Genomic DNA, 16758 nt, shown 5'->3' with positions numbered 1-16758 from the left:
CGGCTAGACCGACAGCAAGGAAGAGAAGAGGTTGTTCAAAGCCACGTCATCGAACTTGTCGGAATCGCGCCGTTGTGAGACGGCGACCGGTGGAGTCGCCTCCTCCGTTTCGGCCTCTAGCTGGGCGATGCGCGATTTGACCTGTTCGAGGGCACGCTCGACCACAGGGATCGGCAACCCGGCAATGGGACCAAGTCGGCCAAGTGCGTCCATATGCTCCTCCAGAGTTGACTCGGAGTCCATATCGGCCACGATGGTTTCGACTTCCTCGATTTCGTGACGGATCGCTGCGTCCAAGGCGGTCAGTACAGCCGCACTCGCTCGACTGCGATTCACGGCCTCCGCGATCCGGGTCAAGTCATCGCTGGCCATACCGTTCTCTAGCAAGGCGACGACGCGGTCATCGGCCAAATTTGCCAAGATCTCTCGGTGCGGCAGACCTTCAAAGTAATCGTCGTCTGGGATTTCCGCGAGCAACTTGACTAAGGCGGCTCCGTCCAACCATGGGCTGAACCGGTCCGGCGGCGCCTGCAAAGTCGTCACTGCAGCCTCGACAAACCGATGATCATCGCTCGCCCGCCACCACTCCAAAAGCAACTCGACTCGTCTTGCCAAGCTCATATCCGCAATCTTAAGGGTTAGGGGTTGGTTACTGATGCGCCGGTACACCGGAAGTACAGTAAAACGCTGAGCAACGGAGAGGAAAGAGAGCGCCAGCTCCTGCCGAGATTGGACACTAGGGCACTTCCATGCGTGCTTCCAGACAGAATCCGCCCACGAGGCCGTCTGAGCGGCTGCGGCGCATTTGAGCAAGAGGGCCTCGTCATCTAAGTACTGCGCTAGATAGTCACGCAGAGAAGGGTTCACGAAGCTCGCCTGCGCGCCAGTGATCGTGACAAAGCCGCCTTCAAGAATCTTGAGTGCGTCTTCGAAGTCCTTTGGATCGGAAGCGACGCCGTGCGCTTGGCAGAGTGCCCGATGCAGCGGGACGAATGCGCGACGGAGATCCTCGATCTCGACCCCGTACTGCGAGCTGAAGAACAAGGCAATGAGCAGATGCCTACTGCGGGGGGCGATGTGCGCCTTGAACGCAGCATCCCAAAGACGGTGGGGTTTGGCTAGGGTCGCTACAAACTCCTCGACGTATCTCTCCGGCGCAATGCCCTGCATGGTGAGTTGGTCGGTCATCCACTCCACAACGCGCGGATTGTAATTGTTGTGGTCAACGATCTCTTTCGCCCGGCCGCTCTCGACAAGAGCAGCGATGTGAGCCGCCGACGTGCCACCGACGGCGAGATGGTTGTACAGAATTCGGGCTCGGACCCGGCGAGTGTAGGCCCCGACGTCCAATACGTGGGTACTGATCCGAATGTGTGGGTCAGCCAAATGTTCTGAGAGCCGCCGCGCGTCTTCCAGCAAGTAGGCCCGTGTTGTGAGAATGAAGCGGGCATTCTTGCTTCCACGAATTCGGCGAATAAAGCGAGCAAGCTCAGAATCTGTCGCCGCAAGGGCGCGCTCATCCAATGCGATGCGGCCCAGAAAATCGTCAAAGAAGAAAATCTGTTTTCGCCGGTCCGAGATAACGGCGAATCCGTCCTCAAGGCTGCGAATGGCAACAAAGTCCCAGTCTTCACTGATGTAGGTATTAATCAACATTTCACCCAAGGTCGACTTGCCGACGCCCGGAGGGCCAGATATGATTAACACGTGCTGCCGCTCAAGCTTGGCGCGCGCAGCATTGAAGCTAGGATTGGGAGCATATACACGGACCTTGGCCGCAATCTCGTCTCGGGTTGCCGCAGTCTTGGCGTACAATGGCGAGCGAAGGAGTGTGTCGAGCACGGTTGTGCTGGCCAACCAAAGTTTGATGTGGGCCCGTTCGACCGTAGGATGGCGTCGGAGCAAACCGTTGAGGTCCCGTCGACCGAAGATGTCACCGGGCTCCTTCAGGCACGGGCCGATAAGGGAAGCCAGGTCCGCCTTCCGGTTCGGTGTCAGCGGCTGCGAGGTCGCTAGAAGATAGCGCACTGGTTGAAGACGGTCGATCGAACCTCGTTCCTTGCGCATGATGGCTTTTAACTGGGCGAAGGACGACCGGGCGTAGTGTTTCGCCTGCAGGACGGACGACTGGCCTCCCACACTATGTCGGCCGTCCATGCCGCCGTCCGGTCCGGACGCAAATGCCTCAAATCGAATGCCAAGCTCCGCGCCTAACAGATCGCGAGCCAGATCCTCGAAGTCGGCCGGAAGCAAAATTTCGAAGTTGTAATTCACAGCCATCAACCTACACGGAGTTTTTCATAGAGCCCATGGTCGTCCGACACAGTTTGCCCGGTTTGTGTCATAAGCAGGGAGGTTCAATCTCCAGCGCTGCGGGAGCCACTAAGGCTGCGAAGCAAAGGCGACGATGGCTTCACAGAGCCGGTCAAGCGTCGCGGTATTGGCTCCGAGCTTCTGAAGCTCTTTCAGGCGTCCGCCGATGTGCAGCGTATTCTTCTGCAGACCGCCGATCCCGCCGAAAGTGGCTGAGGCGGAGGAGCCAGCGGCGTCCCAGTGATCCATTGCATCGGCTTTCACCGTGTGAGCGAGGTCGAAAGGCCAAGCCGCAAAACTGTTGCCCCATACCGGATCTTCGGGAAATGGCTCCTGGTCATGCTTGCCCGCCAAACGGAAAAGTGCCCTATTATCACGCTCATGGGCACCGCGAATGGACTTCTCGGTATCCGGGTTCTTGTGCGTGAGCTTGTCTGCATCGCAATCGAAGATCAGGAAGGCGGGTATTTCCATCTTGGCCGCGATAATCGCGGGGCGGATTAATTCGCTCTTTCCATTCACTGCCACAATGTGGGCGCTCCGCGCCCGAAAGGCTTCCCACCGGCCGGAGAGGACCAACCAGGCATTGAGATAGGCGGCGTCCTCCAGACCCTCGACCAAGATCAACTTCGGCGCGAAGAACATTTCACTAAGGTGAGGCTGCATAACCTGATGCAGCTTGACGAGCACAGCATCATGCGCCACCGGTGAGTCGCCCGTCACCTCAGCATATACTGCGCCCAATTCGGCGATCGAGCAGGATCGTACCGTCGCTCTGCCGTCGTTACGAAGCTTTCTTACCACGCGGACCCGAGCAAAGCTGCTGCCGTCGATCAAGTATGGGCTATGGGTGCAGACGATTACCTGCGAGTTCTTCTCGCTAAGCGTTTGGAGGACGTTTGCGAGATGCCGCGCCTGTGGTGGATGCTGGTAGAGTTCCGGCTCCTCACAGCCCAGGATAAGGCGAGGGCTTTCTTCGTCATCCGTCGCTGCGAGTCCCTGTAGCAGCGCGATGATGTATGACCGCTGCAAGCCGTGGCCGAACCGGGCGATCGATCCTTCGAATTCGCCATCGCCAGCGAGCAGTCGGGCCAAGGGTTCCTCGATCCTCACCGATGTCCTTGGGTCCTGGTGCCACACGAGCTTGGCCGTAGCCTCTGGGTGCGACCACTCTGCGAGGCGTCCCTGCAGCGCCTGGGAAATCGCGTCCAAGGCACCCTGTTCGGCGACCAACATTTCCTTGTATTTATCTTCGGCCTCGATCCGGAGTCTGCCCAGCTTCTCGCTGAAATTGACCTGTGCACGCACGGTGCGAGCGAGGAGACGGCCAAGTGCGGAATTTCTGCTCTCGGATTGTTCACCCGCGGCATCCTTTACAGCCGGCACATAAACCCATTGCAGGTATTTTCTGAGGAGCCCCTGACCGTGGCTGACGCCATAGAACTGGTCTTCACTTGGGATCAGGATGCAATCTCCCGGGCGCGTTGCCTCGTACTCCCGCAAGGCGGTCGTCATGGCGTCTTTTACCTTGACGGCCGGCAATGCGGGATAGACTTCGCGGAGCTTGCCGTACTCCGTTTGCAACTCGACCACCCTCGCGCCATCGCCGAGAAGGCGAAAGTAGGGGGCAAAGTCGGCCATGGCGAGACGGTTTCCATACTGCTTCACGGTGGCCGAGCCGATCCCGGTGTCAAACTCCGCCCGCGCGGTGACAATAAGAACGTCCTGCCGGCAGTATTCGGCGAAGTCCAGTTTGGCTGCCTTTGACAAGTCGGAAAACGTAATTGTGATCTCAATCGGCGTGTCGGTATCACCTCTGTGGAAATCCTCCTTTTCAAGGCTGCTTAGGTTTGTGTTCGCGCTCTCGGTCTCACGGAAAAAAATATTGAGCGCGCAAAGAACGGTTGACTTTCCTGCGCCATTCGCGCCGACAAGACATGTATATGTTTCTAAATTGATCGTCTCGTCCAGGTACGCGCGCAGATTCTTAATCCGAACGGATTGCATGAACATATTGGCTCCTCCTGGGCCGCACCGAATCACAGCATTATAATTATTTTCGAAGAGCATCGATATTTGCTGGTCTAAACAGAGAGGGCATTCGAGCCTGAATCCCTAGCGCATGTCTATACTCCGGATCTGCATAAAAAACCTCGGATGGCGCAAAGGCGAACTGCCACGCGGATCGCCGGCTGCCTTATGCCGAACAAGGCCGCTCCGAACCCCACTGAACCAACTTGCACGGTAGTGTCAATGATCGGCACTTACCAATATGCACTTGGAAAACGCATCATGATCTCCGCCATACTGATCCGGCTGGACAAACTGAATCGATATCAACTTCACAAGGTCTTGGCGCATCTTCATGCTTTGTCATGGAAATTCCTTAACGATGTCGGGCACATATCGGGCAATGGAATATTACAGATCATACGCCAGTCCTGGGAAACCGCTAGCTACAATTCGGAGTTGTGGAAGTTCAGATGATTGCGACGTCGAGAAGGTCAGCGAGACATTCGCGGTCGGGCGGCCAGCTCCCACCGCTGTGGGGCCTAGGCCTGGACGCCCGGACGGCCGAGCCATCCTGAGTTGCCGCCCCTTGCAGACGAGCCGCACCTAAAAGTGCACCCACTGAATGGGTGACCATCCCGTGATGAGGGCGCAGAGATCCCCGCGTCGATACGGCCAGGCGGCCGTCGATCGTCGCCAACGAGCCGCCCGAAGTCATGTCCCCTCCCGGCGGGCTTGTTCAATGTCCGCTTGCCGGCACTCAGCGCAGCCACCGCGGGCTGCCAATTGGTCGAGAGGAAGGGTTTAGGCGACGACCGGTTCCTAGACGGGGAGCAGTTGCCGCTTATGGCGAACTTGGGTCGACCGAGCTGGCACTCGATCGGCGTGAGTTCAGCTCCTCACGAGGATGATATGATCAAGGGGACTCCACACCGACTGTACGAAAATGAGCCCTGATCAACTCGCCCGGATTGTTCAAATGTTGAACGCTCCACTGCCAATAAGCTCGGCCCTTGAGGAGGAGCTCTCCACCGGTCGACCGGGAAGAGTGACTTGGTACTCCACCCAGCAAGAGCATTGGTTGGGGTGGTTACGCGAATATGACGGGCCAGGAGCTTACAATCGGAGCACACTGCGGGGTCGCTCTGCCGAGTACGCATATAACCACATTCAATGTGCGCCGATGTTGCTGTGGCTGGCAGAGGCGGTAGAGGTGCCTGAGAAGACACTCCGCACCGCCTCCTCGGCGGCGGCTGCCGCAGGGAGTAGATCTGCTGCGCAGTGCGCTGCGCTTCGCAGAGAAATCCCGTGGAGGGTCATTGCTCAACGAATCCTTGTATAATCGTTTTCGGAGATCTCCGCTCTTGAGAAGCCAGCGTGGTGGCAGGATATGGCGCACCCAAGCCGGGCGCGATACGAACCGCCAAGAGCGATACCGGTGGGGGTGAGTCTGCGGCCAGCGATCTGACCGCTTCGGCGAACGTCAGCAGGCGCCCCAGATGGTATGCTGCCGCTTTCATTAACCAGCAAGGGCCTTAAAGGCAATTCTAGGCGATGGCGAGCGAAGAGGAGTGGACGGACGAGGAACTTGCAGCAGCGGTCACTGCCTACCTCGCCATGCTGCGCCTTGAGCTATCACATACGCCCTACGTAAAAGCGAAGTTCCGCGAGAAGCTCCTTGCCAGTTCGCTTTCTCGTCGGACGAAAAGCTCTATCGAATTTCGGATGCGAAATATCTCATCCGTGATGCAGACGATGAAGCTGCCCCACATCGAAGGGTACTGGCCCGCGGACAATATAGGCTCGACGAACGAAGCCAGATTGCGGCGAATCATAGTCGACGCAGGGGGCCTTGACCGACCCGAGAAGAGAACGTCCACCTTACACGATCTGGTCGCTATCCCTGAACTACTCATGGGGGTTAAGGCCGTCTATGGAGTACTCGGTTCGCATGTGATTTGCTTCGGACGCCGTGGGGAGATCGGAAGTAAAAGTTATTTCTCGGTGGCTGCTGGTGCCGCCCGCCGGGCTGTGACGCGGCCCTTTATCGTTGCGATCGGCGGAGGTGCGAACGTGCGCGAGGGGCTGGAAGGCCGGGTGCTGAACCTCGCCCGTGCAGCACTCGTCTATGGTCCTACCGAAAAGCTCGTGACCGATCCGGCTGAGGTTGAGAAGCTGGCGCAGTGGCCTGTAGCTCTGGCCCTGCACGACGTGTGGCGCTTTGTCGACCCACCGCACCTGATCGAGGATTTAGGATTCCCAGATCGTACTATTCTAGTGGGAGCGCAGGATGGGATCGTCCATCCCGATGGCGCAATGGGGCGCCTCTGGGCAGCGCTGCGCGATTGGCCAGTCGAACTGGCGGCGCTTCCCTCTCCCAGCAACTTTTATGATGCCGGCACGCCGAGGCTGGTTGGGGAGAGACTACCCACGATTCCGGCGTCGACCGGTGTTGAAGAGGGCGAGCGGATCTGGAACCTCCAATTGAGAATCGAGCGCGATCCTCTGGTCGCCACGGCTGCGAAGCATCTGAACCTAGCGAAGTATGGTCGGTCGACTTGCGAGGCGTGTTCGTTCACTCACGATGATCATGCGATGTTCGATGCGCACCATCCAACACCGCTGTCCATGGGCAGGCGCACCACGCTACCCGAGCACCTCCAAATCCTTTGTCCGACCTGTCATCGAAGGGCGCATCGAAAGGGGACTCTCGAGCCTTATACGCTTGAGGAGCTTCGCGGCTGGGTGGCTTCGGGTCGCCCCTGAGACGCCGACGCCATTCTTGAATCTCAGGCGCATCTGCTTCCCGATGCTGAGTTTGATGGCTAGTTTGGGCCGCCTCTGATGGCCCTAGCCCGCGCAAACAGGGCCGATCTCGGCCAGCCTGGCCCGCGTCCGGCTTAAGGACACCTGAGCAGTGGCCGGCATTGGCGCGGACCAAATGCGTCTGGAGCAATGCCCTGAGTTGCGCTGCTCATCCATTGCGGACCATCGCCAGCGGCTAACGCATCGTTCAGATCCAGCCGCCCGATCATTCCCTCCACCCAAAGCGCGCGCGTCGCTATGGGGAGGCAAGTAAACGAAGTAAAGGCTCGATCTGCCAAAACCGGTGCCCCGTCATCCAAAAGCGCGCGCCCAGCTATAGATGCGGTCAGCCTGCACCCGGAAATGGCCACCCAGGCCGAGCGTCTGGATCTTGTCCTCGATCAGCCGCTTGACCGACTGGTCTAACGAGCGCTGCACCTCGCGGATGCACACCGCCCGGACGGGACCTTTGAGGCAGCGCCGCACCAGCAGTTCGGCGAAGAAATGCGACTTGCCCGAGCCGCGCCCGCCATAGGCGCCCTTGTACCGGGCCGGCGGCAGCAGTTCGGCGAAGACGCCGAAATGCTCGGGCGGCGGATCGTCCGGCAGGCGGGGCGCCATCGGCACCTTGGCCCGGCCGGTCCTGCCCCCGGCGGCCGGCACGCAGAGGCGGCCGAGGCTGCGGCGCGCCTCCTTCACGGGCCGACGGAATGCCTTGTCCATGCCGGGCACGTCGACACGGCCGGCTAGCTTTAGCAGCAGACCCTGCACGCGCTTCTTGAGCCGCCCGCCCTTCTGCCGCCGAGCCACCGCCGTCTTGAGGACCGCGATGGCCATCTCCGGATCTCTGAGCATGCGGGACGCAGAAGACCTGGGGCTCTTGGGGCTGTATCCCGCCCGGATCGCCGCCCGGTCGCCGTAGCCGTCGACGAGAATCTCCTCGACGAACTTCATCTGCTTGGCCGTGCGCTTCATTGCAATCGCCCAGCCCCCTTCCGGAACGAAAGCGCCCGCCGCGGCGGTGCCGGGCGGGCGCAACTCTCTGACTGTGCCTGAACTATGCCACGTGATGCGGCATCGCGTCAAGAACAAAAAGCGAACATGAGAGGAGATCGTTGGATGCCGGCCCGTCCGCGCCGGGTTTCGCCCGCAGGCGCCCCTCAAATCGGGACCGCGGATCCCCATATGCGACAGGCACCGAGAACAGCATGGATCCCGGACCAGAGATGAGCCCTTTCCGCAGCCGCTTCGGTAGAATCGTCGCCAGCCTCGTGCTCGGGCTGGGAGTGCTCCTGGCCGCCGTCGACCAGGCCGACGCCCGGCGCGTGAATTCGGGCGGCTTCGGCAGCCGCGGCGTGCGGACCTATCAGGCGCCGCCCACCGCGCCCGGCACCGCGGCGCCGATCGACCGGACCATGACGCCGCGCACCCAGGCCGCCCAGCCGGGCCAGGCCCAGCCGATGGCCGGCGTCCAGAGCCCGGCGGCGGGCCGGTTCGGCGGCTTCGGCGGCATCCTCGGCGGGTTGGCGCTCGGCGGCCTCGTCGGCATGCTGCTCGGCCACGGCTTCGGCGGCGTCGCCGGGCTGATGGGGCTGGTGCTGCAGATCGGCCTGATCCTCCTGGCCGTCATGGCGTTCCGGCGTATCTTCGGCCGCGCCGGCCGTCCCGCCTTCGCCGGCCCGGCGATGTCCGGCATGCACCGTGAGGCTGGCGGCGATCTCGCGCCGGGGCTCGCGGGTTCGGGCGGTTCCCGGCGCCCCGACAGCGCCGCGCGCCAGGCACCGCGCGACGAGGTCGGCCTCGACCGTTCCGACTTCGACGCTTTCGAGCGGCTGCTCGGCGAGATCCAGGCCGCCCACGGCGCCGAGGATTTCGCCGGCCTTCGCGCCCGCACGACCCCGGAGGTGATGTCGTATTTCGCCGAGGAGCTCGGCGAGAACGCCACCCGCGGCGTCAGGAACGAGGTGTCGGATGTCCGCCTGCTGCAGGGCGACCTGGCCGAATCCTGGCGCGAGGCCGACACGGATTACGCGACCGTCGCGCTGCGGTATTCGAGCATCGATGCCACGCGCGACCGTGCGACCGGGCGGGTCATCGAGGGCGATGCCGAAAAGCCGACCGAGACGGTCGAGATCTGGACCTTCGCCCGGAAAAACCGCGCCGATTGGAAGCTGTCCGCGGTCCAGGCAGCCGCCTGATCCGCGGCTGAGCGGGTCGAGCGCCGGCGCCGCCGGCCTCGCCCCGCCAGGCGCGGAAAGTCGCTCAGAGCGCATTGTCGCCGCATTCCTCGATGCCCCGCCCTCCTTTTCCGGAACGAAAGCGCCCGCCGCGGCGATGCCGGGCGGGCGCAACTCTCTGACTGTGCCTGAACTATGCCACGTGACGGCACGTCGCGTCAAGAACAAAAAGCGAACACGAAACGCGGTGGATCGATGGAGGCACACGTCTGGGCAACGCGCTCTTCGTGCCCCCGTCGCCAAACCGGACAGATGCCTCGATTCGCTTGAACGTTTCATGCATGAGGAGTGGTCGCGACTGACCGCCCTCGTCGAAGCTGTCATCAGGCCCGGATGCCGCTGTTTCGGCCCCGAACTGATCACTGTGCCCATCTCAGCGGTCCCGTCTCGCCTCATCCCGGCGCCGGATCGTCGCGGCCGGTCAGCCGGTAATGGTCGGCCAGGGTTTTCAGCCCGTCCTCCAGCACGCCCATCACCCGGTGGCGATGGCGCCCCTGCCGGTCGGCCACGACCGTGATGTCCTCCTCGTGGCAGCACACCGCCTCCACCACCGCGCCGACATGGGCGCCGAGGCAGCGCAGCGCCGCCTTGTAGGCGCGGATGGCCCCGAGCTGCACCTCGCTCGGGGCCAGCGCGGTGCCGGTGCCCCGGATTCCGGACAGCAGCTCGCTGTTGCAGTTCCGCGCCCCCACCACGCCGATCTCGAAGTGATCGCGCAGCCGCTGCCCGGCCGAATGCATGCGCGGGCTGATCGTTCCCCGCGCCGCCAGCCGGTCCAGCGGCGCCTGCACCAGGCGGCCGACCGGGGCGCCGATCGCGGTCCCGGTTGGCCGGTCGACGATCCCGGCCGCATGCCGGGCCCGCTCCGGCGTCTCTCGTGCCGCATCCTGCGGGCCGGCCGCAGCCGTCCTGCCACGGCCGGTTCTGTGTCGCGCCATCATGTCCCCCTGCTGATTTCGGAAATTCGGCAGTGTCGGCGGCCGGCACGCCGCCTCATCCCTTTGATCGGGAACAATGTCCGGACTCGCCCCCTTGCTCTAGGGAGAGCACGGAGGTCGCATGTCGGAGACCCCACGACAGGCCGAGGCGATCCATGCCTGGCTGCGCATCTACCTCCTCAACTGGCAGGAGGGCCATCGGCCCTCGGCGCTGGAGGTGGGATGGATCGCCCTGGCTATGAGCATCGCGCGTGACGGCGGCAGCCTGGACCGGGTCCAGGACTGCGTGCTGGCCGCGATCACCCGCCGGACGCCGCCGGACCCGCCCGAGCCCTATGGGCTGGAACAGTTCCGCCGCGATTTCGCGGCGTTCCGCGACGCCCATTTCAGCGGCCCCGCCGCCGCCCGGATCTGACCGCCGTTCACCACAGCGCCATCAGCGCGGTGGCACATCCGGTGGGCGACCGCCGGACCGGCGGGCGGATCCGGACCAGCGGGCCCGGAGGCTCGGGATGCTCGTGGCGGGCGAATTCGCGGCGCCGCACCGCCGCGTCGTAGGCGGCGGCACTCTCGCTGGTCGGCCGCGGCCACCCCGCCTGCGCGGCCTGGCGCCGGAGCGTCGTCCGGGCCAGGGCGGCGGCCAGCGCCGGGCTGGTCCCGGCGGCAGGCCGCCTCACCGTGCGCTGGCCGGTGCCGGCGATCTCGAAGACGCGCCGTCTCTGCCGACCGATGACGGTGATCCGGCCGGCCCGCTGCAGCCGCCGCAGCTCGCTGCCGATCAGGCCCGGATTGCCGGTGATCCGATGCCCGGCCGCCTCCAGCGCCGCCTCGAGCTCCGGGGTCGAGGGTGTCGGCGCCGCGGCCGCGGCCGCGGCGGCGATGACGGCAAACAGCGTCCGGGTCCGGTCGCTGAGCCGGATCGCGTCGCCCATCAGGCGTCCGTCCCCGGCGCCGGCGCCGCCGCCGGGTCGACCAGGGCGAAGCCCGATCCGGTCGCCAGCACGCAGGCGGTGCCGTTGGCCTGGATGCCGAGCACGGTGACGCTGGCGCCGTCGGCCGAGGCCAGGATCTCGATGAGGAAGCCGCGGTCGGACAGCATCCGCGCCACCGGGGCCTCGTGAAAGCGCTCGTTCAGCGCCGCGGCGACGATATCATAGGGGGCGCAGGGGTTTTCCGCCTGGGCGGCCGCCGGGTCCGGCTGGACCGGAGTCAAGGCGAGGGCGAGGCCGGCCGTCGGGCCGGCGAGAGTGGATGCGAAGGACATGATGCAGCTCCGAATGGAATTCAGCCGCGGGATGATCCGGTTCGGCTTCTGAACGGCATGAAAAGACCAATGCCTTAAGATGATTGTTCCCCAATATGGGGAATTTTGTCAAGCGGATATTTCCCATATTGGGGAATGACAAATCGAATCCGATCACGCAAGATGCCCAGAATGGGGAATGGACTGAAACGGCTGCGCCAAGCCCGGGGCTGGACGCATGAGCAGGCGGCGGAGGCCATGGGCGTCTCGCGCGGCCAGTTGATCAAGCTCGAGCGCGGCGAGCGGCGGCTGACCGCCGATTACATTCGGCTGGCGGCCGAGGCCTTCGGCACCAGCGAGCTGGAGGTGCTGGGCACGCCCCGCGCCGTGCGCCTGGTCGGCAAGGTCGGCGCCGGCGCCGAGGTGCATCTGTTCGACGGCGACGCGTCGTCGGAGCGGATCGACGAGGTCGAGGCCCCGCCCGGCGCCGACGACATGACGGTGGCGGTGATCGTCGAGGGCGATTCCATGTTCCCGCGCTATCTCGAGCGCGAGACGATCTACTACCGCCGCGCCGACGCCACCGGCGACCCCGCCGGGCTGATCGGCCGCGAGGTGGTGGTCCGCCTCGCCGACGGCCGCACCTTCGTCAAGGTGCTGCGCCGCGGCTCCAGCCCGGGCTATTTCACCCTCGACAGTTACAACGCCCCGCCGATGGAGGATGTGGTGGTGGAATGGGTGGTGCCGGTGAAATGGGTCAGGCGGGACTGAATGCCGGGACCGGCGGCCATGGCCGGATGACTTCGAAACTTCTGTGATCGAAAACCCATCATCATAGATCAGATAGGACCAGCGCGCATCTCCTGTCCGGGCGATGTCGCCTGCCCCGTTCCGCGGCAGGTTAGCCCGCTATGCCCGGCCGATCGCCGGGCTCGACACCATCGAAGGGGAAGATCGTCATGCCGGTACGGAAATGGGGCAGTGAGAAGGTCGTCGGGACGGGCAGTTCCACAATCCGCGGGTCGGATGTCGTTGGCCTCGCGGATGGCGGCTACGTCGTGGTATGGGCGGATGACGGCGCGCCTCAGCAGGTCCAGGCTCAGCGCTTTGACGCTCTCGGCAGCGCGGTCGGCGACCAGATCGCGGTTGTCGGCGCGGATCCGGATGGGTTCTACTCCGAGCCGCAGGTCACCGCGCTGGCGGATGGCGGCTTCGCCGTCAGCTTCACCGAATCCATCCTTGGCGACAAGAACGCGTGGGTGAACACCTATGGGGCCGACGGCACGTTCGAGTCCGGGCAAAGCGTCGCCGCCCCTGCCGTTTTCGAAAGCCAGAGTGCGATCACTGCGCTCGGCGCCGGCTTTCGCTTCGCCTACAAGTCGGGCGACGACATCAGGCTCGGCGCCGCGCTCGTCAACAGCGATGCGGCGGCCGGAATCCAGGACGCGCCCTCGATTGCCGCGATCGCCGACGGCGCCCGCTACGTCGTCACCTGGCTCGACCACAATGGCGGCGACAACCACCGCTATCGCGTCTTCGCGGCGGACGGCACCGCCATCACCGCCTCGACCCAGGTCAACAACACCTCGAACGCCCCCCTCGCAGGCGACAACCCGGCGCCTGTGATCGCGCTGGCCAATGGCGGTTTCGTCATCGCCTGGAACGAATTCTCGACCACCCTGCAGGACCGGAGCGGCGCCAGCGTGCATGCCCAGATCTACGATGCCAACGGCGCGGAGGTCGGCGCCGAGTTCCTGGTCAACTCGATCTTCGCGTCCCATCAGGCCTTTCCCGATCTGACCGCCCTGCCGGATGGCGGCTTCGTCGCCGTCTGGTCCGACGCATCCTCGGGCGCCAGCGCCGCCGATTACAATATCGTCGGCCAGCGCTTCGACGCCTTCGGCGCCCGGGTCGGCGGCCAGTTCACGGTCAACACCGGCACCGACGGACCCGGGGGCCAGTTCTACCCCCATGTCGCGGCGCTGGCCGACGGCCGGCTGGTGGTGGAATGGCACAGCACCGCAACCGATGAGGTACGGACCCAGATCATCGATCCGCGCGACGGGATCGTCACCGGCACCGAAGAGGCCAATGCCCTTTACGGCCACACGCTGGTCAATGACGAGATCAACGGCCTCGGCGGCGCTGACGCCCTGAACGGGCTCGGCGGCGACGATGCGCTCTATGGCGGCGACGGCGGCGACGTGCTGCGCGGCGGCGCCGGGGCGGATGAGCTCGACGGGGGCAGCGGCAGCGATACCGCCAGTTACTACACCGGCGCGGCCGGGGTCGTGGTCAGCCTCGTCACCGGCCTCGGCAGCGGCGGCGAGGCCGAGGGCGACACGCTGCTCGGCGTCGAGAATCTCTCCGGCAGCCAGGGCAATGACAGCTTGGTCGGAAACACCAACGCAAACACGTTGCAAGGCTGGAATGGCGACGACGTGCTCACTGGGGCCGGCGGCAAGGACACGCTCACCGGCGGCGCAGGGGCGGATCGCTTCGTCTACGCCAGCACGGCGCAGAGCGCGGTCGGCGCCAATGCCGATGTGATCACCGATTTCAGCCACGCCCAGGCGGACAGGATCGACCTGGCGGCGATCGACGCCAACACCATCGCCGGCGGCAACCAGGCCTTCAGCTTCATCGGCACCGCCCTGTTCACAGGCGTCGCCGGCCAGCTGCGATTCGCCGTCACCGCCCCCAACGTCACCACCGTCGCCGGCGACGTCGATGGCGACGGCGTCTCGGACTTCCACATCCAGCTCACCGGCGCCATTGCCCTGGTCGCCGCCGATTTCGCGCTCTGACCGCGGCACGGCGGCCGATCGCACGCCGGCGGCAACGGGATGGGACGAAGACGCTGGCGACCGGCTTGCGAGTCCATGGCCTCTCCCGCTTGCGAGACGGCAGGGGGTGGGAGAGCGGCGCGACGACCCGAGTGGCAAGCTGGGTTCGGGACTACGGCGCTCCGCCTTGAGTCATGGCCGCCAGGCGGCCGACGCCGGCCTTTGCCGCCGGCGGCGGATGAAGGCCGGGGTCAGGCGACGCGGGCGGCGGGCGGCTCGGCCAGGCTGTGGACCACCTCCGTGGCGGCGGCGGCGATTTCGGAGCGCGTCCAGCCGTGCTCGGCGTCGCGATGATGGCGCTCGTGCCAGATCAGCGAGACCTCGTAGGAGGGCAGCTCGACCGGCGGCTCGACCACCGTCAGGGGCAGCATCGCCGCCGCCCGCATCGCCACCCGGCGCGGTACGGTGAGCACGAGATCGCTCTCCGCCACCATCATCGGCGCCGCCATCACATTGGGCACGATCAGCGGGTCCCGGTCCGGCAGATTGAGGTTCGCGATCGCGTCGTAGATCTGGCCGAAACCGCCTTCGGCCCCTGGCGAGATCACGGCATGGCGCAGCGCCAGGAACCGATCTGCCGTCCACTCGTGCTGCAGCGACGGATGATCCCGGCGCAGCAGACAGACGAACCGATCGGTGTAGAGAGTGCGCCGGAAGAAGCCCGACGGCGTGCCGTCGACCTGGCCGATGGCGAGATCGATCTCGCCGCTTTCGAGACGCTTGAGCGAACCGGCCAGGAGGGGGCTGACGACGAGGTCTAGGTTCGGCGCCCGCAACCGCAGGCGCGGCAGCAGCCGGGGCAGCAGGACCAGCGCCTGGTGCTCGGGCATCGCCACGGTGACCTTCGACTTCGCCTCCTCGGGCCTGAAGCTGCGGCTCACCAGGATCTCGCGGATCACCCCCAGGGCGGATGGCAGCCTGGCCCGCAGCTGCTCGCCGCGCGCCGTCAGCGTCGGACCGGCGGAGGTGCGCACCAGCAGGTCGTCGTTGAACATGCCCCGCAGCCGCGCCAGCGCACGGCTCATCGCCGGCTGGCTCAGGCCCACGCGCTGTCCGGCGTGGGTCACGTTGCGCTGCTCCAGCAGCGCCTCCAGCGCCACCAGCAGGTTGAGGTCGACCGAGGCGAGATTCGTCCGGCGGGCACCGGATGCCTCCATGCCTGCGTCCAGAGCGGCCGTCACGACCCCGCCTCCCCTGCGGCAGGCTGCGACAGGCCGGCACGGCCCTGCCGGTCCGGGCTCATCCCCATGTCAGCGCACATGCACTTCCTCCATGGCTTCATGTTGCGGGTGGATGTGGCGCGGCCATCCGGCACGCGACCGGCATCGGTGCCGAGTGGACCGTCGGGAGAGGAGCGCGAAGCTGGTCGGCGGGCGCCAGTGATCAGGCTGCCGTCATTCGGCGCAACCGGTGGTCAGTGGAAAACCGGGTGGTTCCGAAAGGGCCATCGACAGCCCGCGCGAGCCTTGCTGACCGGCCGTCGTTTCACCGATTGCAGCTTAGGCGTTTCTTCACATTCATTGTAGATTGCGCCCTGACGCCCGAAGGCATCGAGATTGCGAGAGACCCCGGATAGAGAAATCTGAGTATGGGCATTGCACACCCAAATATCAGCGTCTCCCCATCTGTGGTGAGCGACATGGCTCTCCTCCCTCGGGTCAGCGCCTTCGCGCTGTCGCGTCGTCCAGGTCTGCACCGCCGGAGGTCGGCGAATTGCAAACCCGTGTCGATGGTTTTTCCGTCCGTTGCGAATACTATTGCAATCGATTCGGCGAGCGGTCAAACAATTCCGACGCATAAAGAGACGGACTTTTGTCGGAAAATTCGAAACCCATATTGTATCAACGACATTTCCGGTTCATTGATGGCTGGTTCGGATCCCGAGAGGGAAGGAGCCGCATCGATGACAAGGGGTCGTCCCCCCGGCAGCCAGGCCGCCCCGGAGCAGGAAAAGCCGGCCCGATCGGTCGGGCGGCCGCGCACGATCGAGGCGGCCCATGCCAGCCTGGCGCAGCTGCTGACCCTGATCCGCAGCGGGCGCGCAACCACACGGCTGGAGCTCGAGCACGAGGCCGAGCTGGGCCGCGCCGTGGTCGCCGACCGGCTCGCCATCCTGGAGTCGCTCGGACTTGTCGAGGAGGGCGACCTCGGCCAGCCCGGCCGCGGCCGGGCGCCGCGCCATCTGCAGTTCCGCAGCAATGCCGGCGCGCTGCTGGTGGCCGCGCTCGACCGCTCCTCGATCGCCGTCGGCGTCGCCGACCTGACCGGCCGGCTGCTGGTCGAACATCATGAGGCGGCGGATCTGGGTGTCGGCCCGGCCGCCATCCTCGACCGCCTGACCACCCTGCTGCTGTGGCTGATGGAGG

Annotated in this window: 12 protein-coding genes and 1 pseudogene; 6 read left to right on the top strand and 7 right to left on the bottom strand. The window is 64.7% G+C overall.

Annotated features, from left to right (window positions below; all coding sequences use genetic code 11):
• Window positions 1-3 precede the first annotated feature (3 nt).
• Together FFK22_RS26535 and FFK22_RS26530 are read right to left on the bottom strand one after the other, a co-directional pair.
• Window positions 4-2274, bottom strand: coding sequence for a hypothetical protein (locus FFK22_RS26535; RefSeq protein ID WP_221938872.1), 2271 nt, complete (start codon window positions 2272-2274; stop codon window positions 4-6).
• A 108-nt stretch (window positions 2275-2382) separates the two neighbouring features.
• Entirely contained in the window at window positions 2383-4326 is a 1944-nt protein-coding gene (locus tag FFK22_RS26530) for an AAA family ATPase (protein ID WP_186002661.1), read from the bottom strand.
• 1551 nt (window positions 4327-5877) lie between these two features.
• Here FFK22_RS26530 and FFK22_RS26520 point away from each other — a divergent pair.
• Window positions 5878-7089, top strand: a complete 1212-nt coding sequence (locus FFK22_RS26520; protein ID WP_138887837.1) for an HNH endonuclease — start codon at window positions 5878-5880, stop codon at window positions 7087-7089.
• Between the two features lie 351 nt (window positions 7090-7440).
• On the opposite strand, the gene FFK22_RS26515 is transcribed toward FFK22_RS26520, so the two are convergent.
• A complete protein-coding gene (locus FFK22_RS26515; protein ID WP_186002660.1) occupies window positions 7441-8166 on the bottom strand; it encodes a phage terminase large subunit in 726 nt (241 codons plus the stop codon).
• Window positions 8167-8336: 170 nt separating this feature from the next.
• Between FFK22_RS26515 and FFK22_RS26510 the strand changes: the two genes are divergently transcribed.
• Window positions 8337-9326: a Tim44 domain-containing protein gene (locus FFK22_RS26510; RefSeq protein ID WP_221938871.1), complete on the top strand. Its 990-nt coding sequence runs from the start codon at window positions 8337-8339 to the stop codon at window positions 9324-9326.
• A 431-nt stretch (window positions 9327-9757) separates the two neighbouring features.
• On the opposite strand, the gene FFK22_RS26500 is transcribed toward FFK22_RS26510, so the two are convergent.
• Window positions 9758-10303 (bottom strand): DUF6456 domain-containing protein, encoded by a 546-nt coding sequence (locus FFK22_RS26500; protein WP_138887839.1) that lies wholly within the window; start codon window positions 10301-10303, stop codon window positions 9758-9760.
• Between the two features lie 121 nt (window positions 10304-10424).
• Here FFK22_RS26500 and FFK22_RS26495 point away from each other — a divergent pair, with 121 nt between their 5' ends.
• Complete coding sequence (locus FFK22_RS26495) at window positions 10425-10718, top strand: hypothetical protein (RefSeq protein ID WP_138887840.1); 294 nt, start codon at window positions 10425-10427, stop codon at window positions 10716-10718.
• A gap of 7 nt (window positions 10719-10725) precedes the next feature.
• Here the strand turns inward: FFK22_RS26495 and FFK22_RS26490 are convergent, their stop codons facing one another.
• On the bottom strand, window positions 10726-11235 hold the full coding sequence (locus tag FFK22_RS26490; RefSeq protein WP_138887841.1) for a hypothetical protein: 510 nt from the start codon (window positions 11233-11235) through the stop codon (window positions 10726-10728).
• Window positions 11235-11567, bottom strand: a complete 333-nt coding sequence (locus FFK22_RS26485) for a hypothetical protein (RefSeq protein WP_138887842.1) — start codon at window positions 11565-11567, stop codon at window positions 11235-11237. Before FFK22_RS26485 ends, FFK22_RS26490 begins: the two co-directional genes overlap by 1 nt.
• Window positions 11568-11738: 171 nt before the next feature.
• Here FFK22_RS26485 and FFK22_RS26480 point away from each other — a divergent pair, with 171 nt between their 5' ends.
• Together FFK22_RS26480 and FFK22_RS26475 are read left to right on the top strand one after the other, a co-directional pair.
• Entirely contained in the window at window positions 11739-12317 is a 579-nt protein-coding gene (locus FFK22_RS26480) for a LexA family transcriptional regulator (protein ID WP_138887843.1), read from the top strand.
• A 188-nt stretch (window positions 12318-12505) separates the two neighbouring features.
• Entirely contained in the window at window positions 12506-14353 is a 1848-nt protein-coding gene (locus tag FFK22_RS26475) for a calcium-binding protein (RefSeq protein WP_186002659.1), read from the top strand.
• 230 nt (window positions 14354-14583) lie between these two features.
• Here FFK22_RS26475 and FFK22_RS26470 read toward each other — a convergent pair whose 3' ends face one another.
• Complete coding sequence (locus tag FFK22_RS26470) at window positions 14584-15573, bottom strand: LysR family transcriptional regulator (protein WP_221938870.1); 990 nt, start codon at window positions 15571-15573, stop codon at window positions 14584-14586.
• Window positions 15574-16295: 722 nt separating this feature from the next.
• On the opposite strand from FFK22_RS26470, the pseudogene FFK22_RS26465 reads away from it, so the two are divergent.
• Window positions 16296-16758 (top strand): annotated as a pseudogene (locus FFK22_RS26465) (hypothetical protein); the annotation flags it as partial.

This window comes from Mycobacterium sp. KBS0706 (genome assembly GCF_005938675.2).
In the GTDB taxonomy this organism is placed as follows: Bacteria; Pseudomonadota; Alphaproteobacteria; order DSM-16000; family Inquilinaceae; genus Inquilinus.
This window is presented reverse-complemented; position numbering and strand designations above follow the sequence as displayed.

Coding starts and splice junctions, on each gene's coding strand:
- FFK22_RS26530 (WP_186002661.1), bottom strand. CDS start 4,326: ATGTTCATGCAATCCGTTCGGATTAAGAATCTGCGCGCGTACCTGGAC.
- FFK22_RS26520 (WP_138887837.1), top strand. CDS start 5,878: ATGGCGAGCGAAGAGGAGTGGACGGACGAGGAACTTGCAGCAGCGGTC.
- FFK22_RS26510 (WP_221938871.1), top strand. CDS start 8,337: ATGGATCCCGGACCAGAGATGAGCCCTTTCCGCAGCCGCTTCGGTAGA.
- FFK22_RS26500 (WP_138887839.1), bottom strand. CDS start 10,303: ATGGCGCGACACAGAACCGGCCGTGGCAGGACGGCTGCGGCCGGCCCG.
- FFK22_RS26495 (WP_138887840.1), top strand. CDS start 10,425: ATGTCGGAGACCCCACGACAGGCCGAGGCGATCCATGCCTGGCTGCGC.
- FFK22_RS26490 (WP_138887841.1), bottom strand. CDS start 11,235: ATGGGCGACGCGATCCGGCTCAGCGACCGGACCCGGACGCTGTTTGCC.
- FFK22_RS26485 (WP_138887842.1), bottom strand. CDS start 11,567: ATGTCCTTCGCATCCACTCTCGCCGGCCCGACGGCCGGCCTCGCCCTC.
- FFK22_RS26480 (WP_138887843.1), top strand. CDS start 11,739: ATGGGGAATGGACTGAAACGGCTGCGCCAAGCCCGGGGCTGGACGCAT.
- FFK22_RS26475 (WP_186002659.1), top strand. CDS start 12,506: ATGCCGGTACGGAAATGGGGCAGTGAGAAGGTCGTCGGGACGGGCAGT.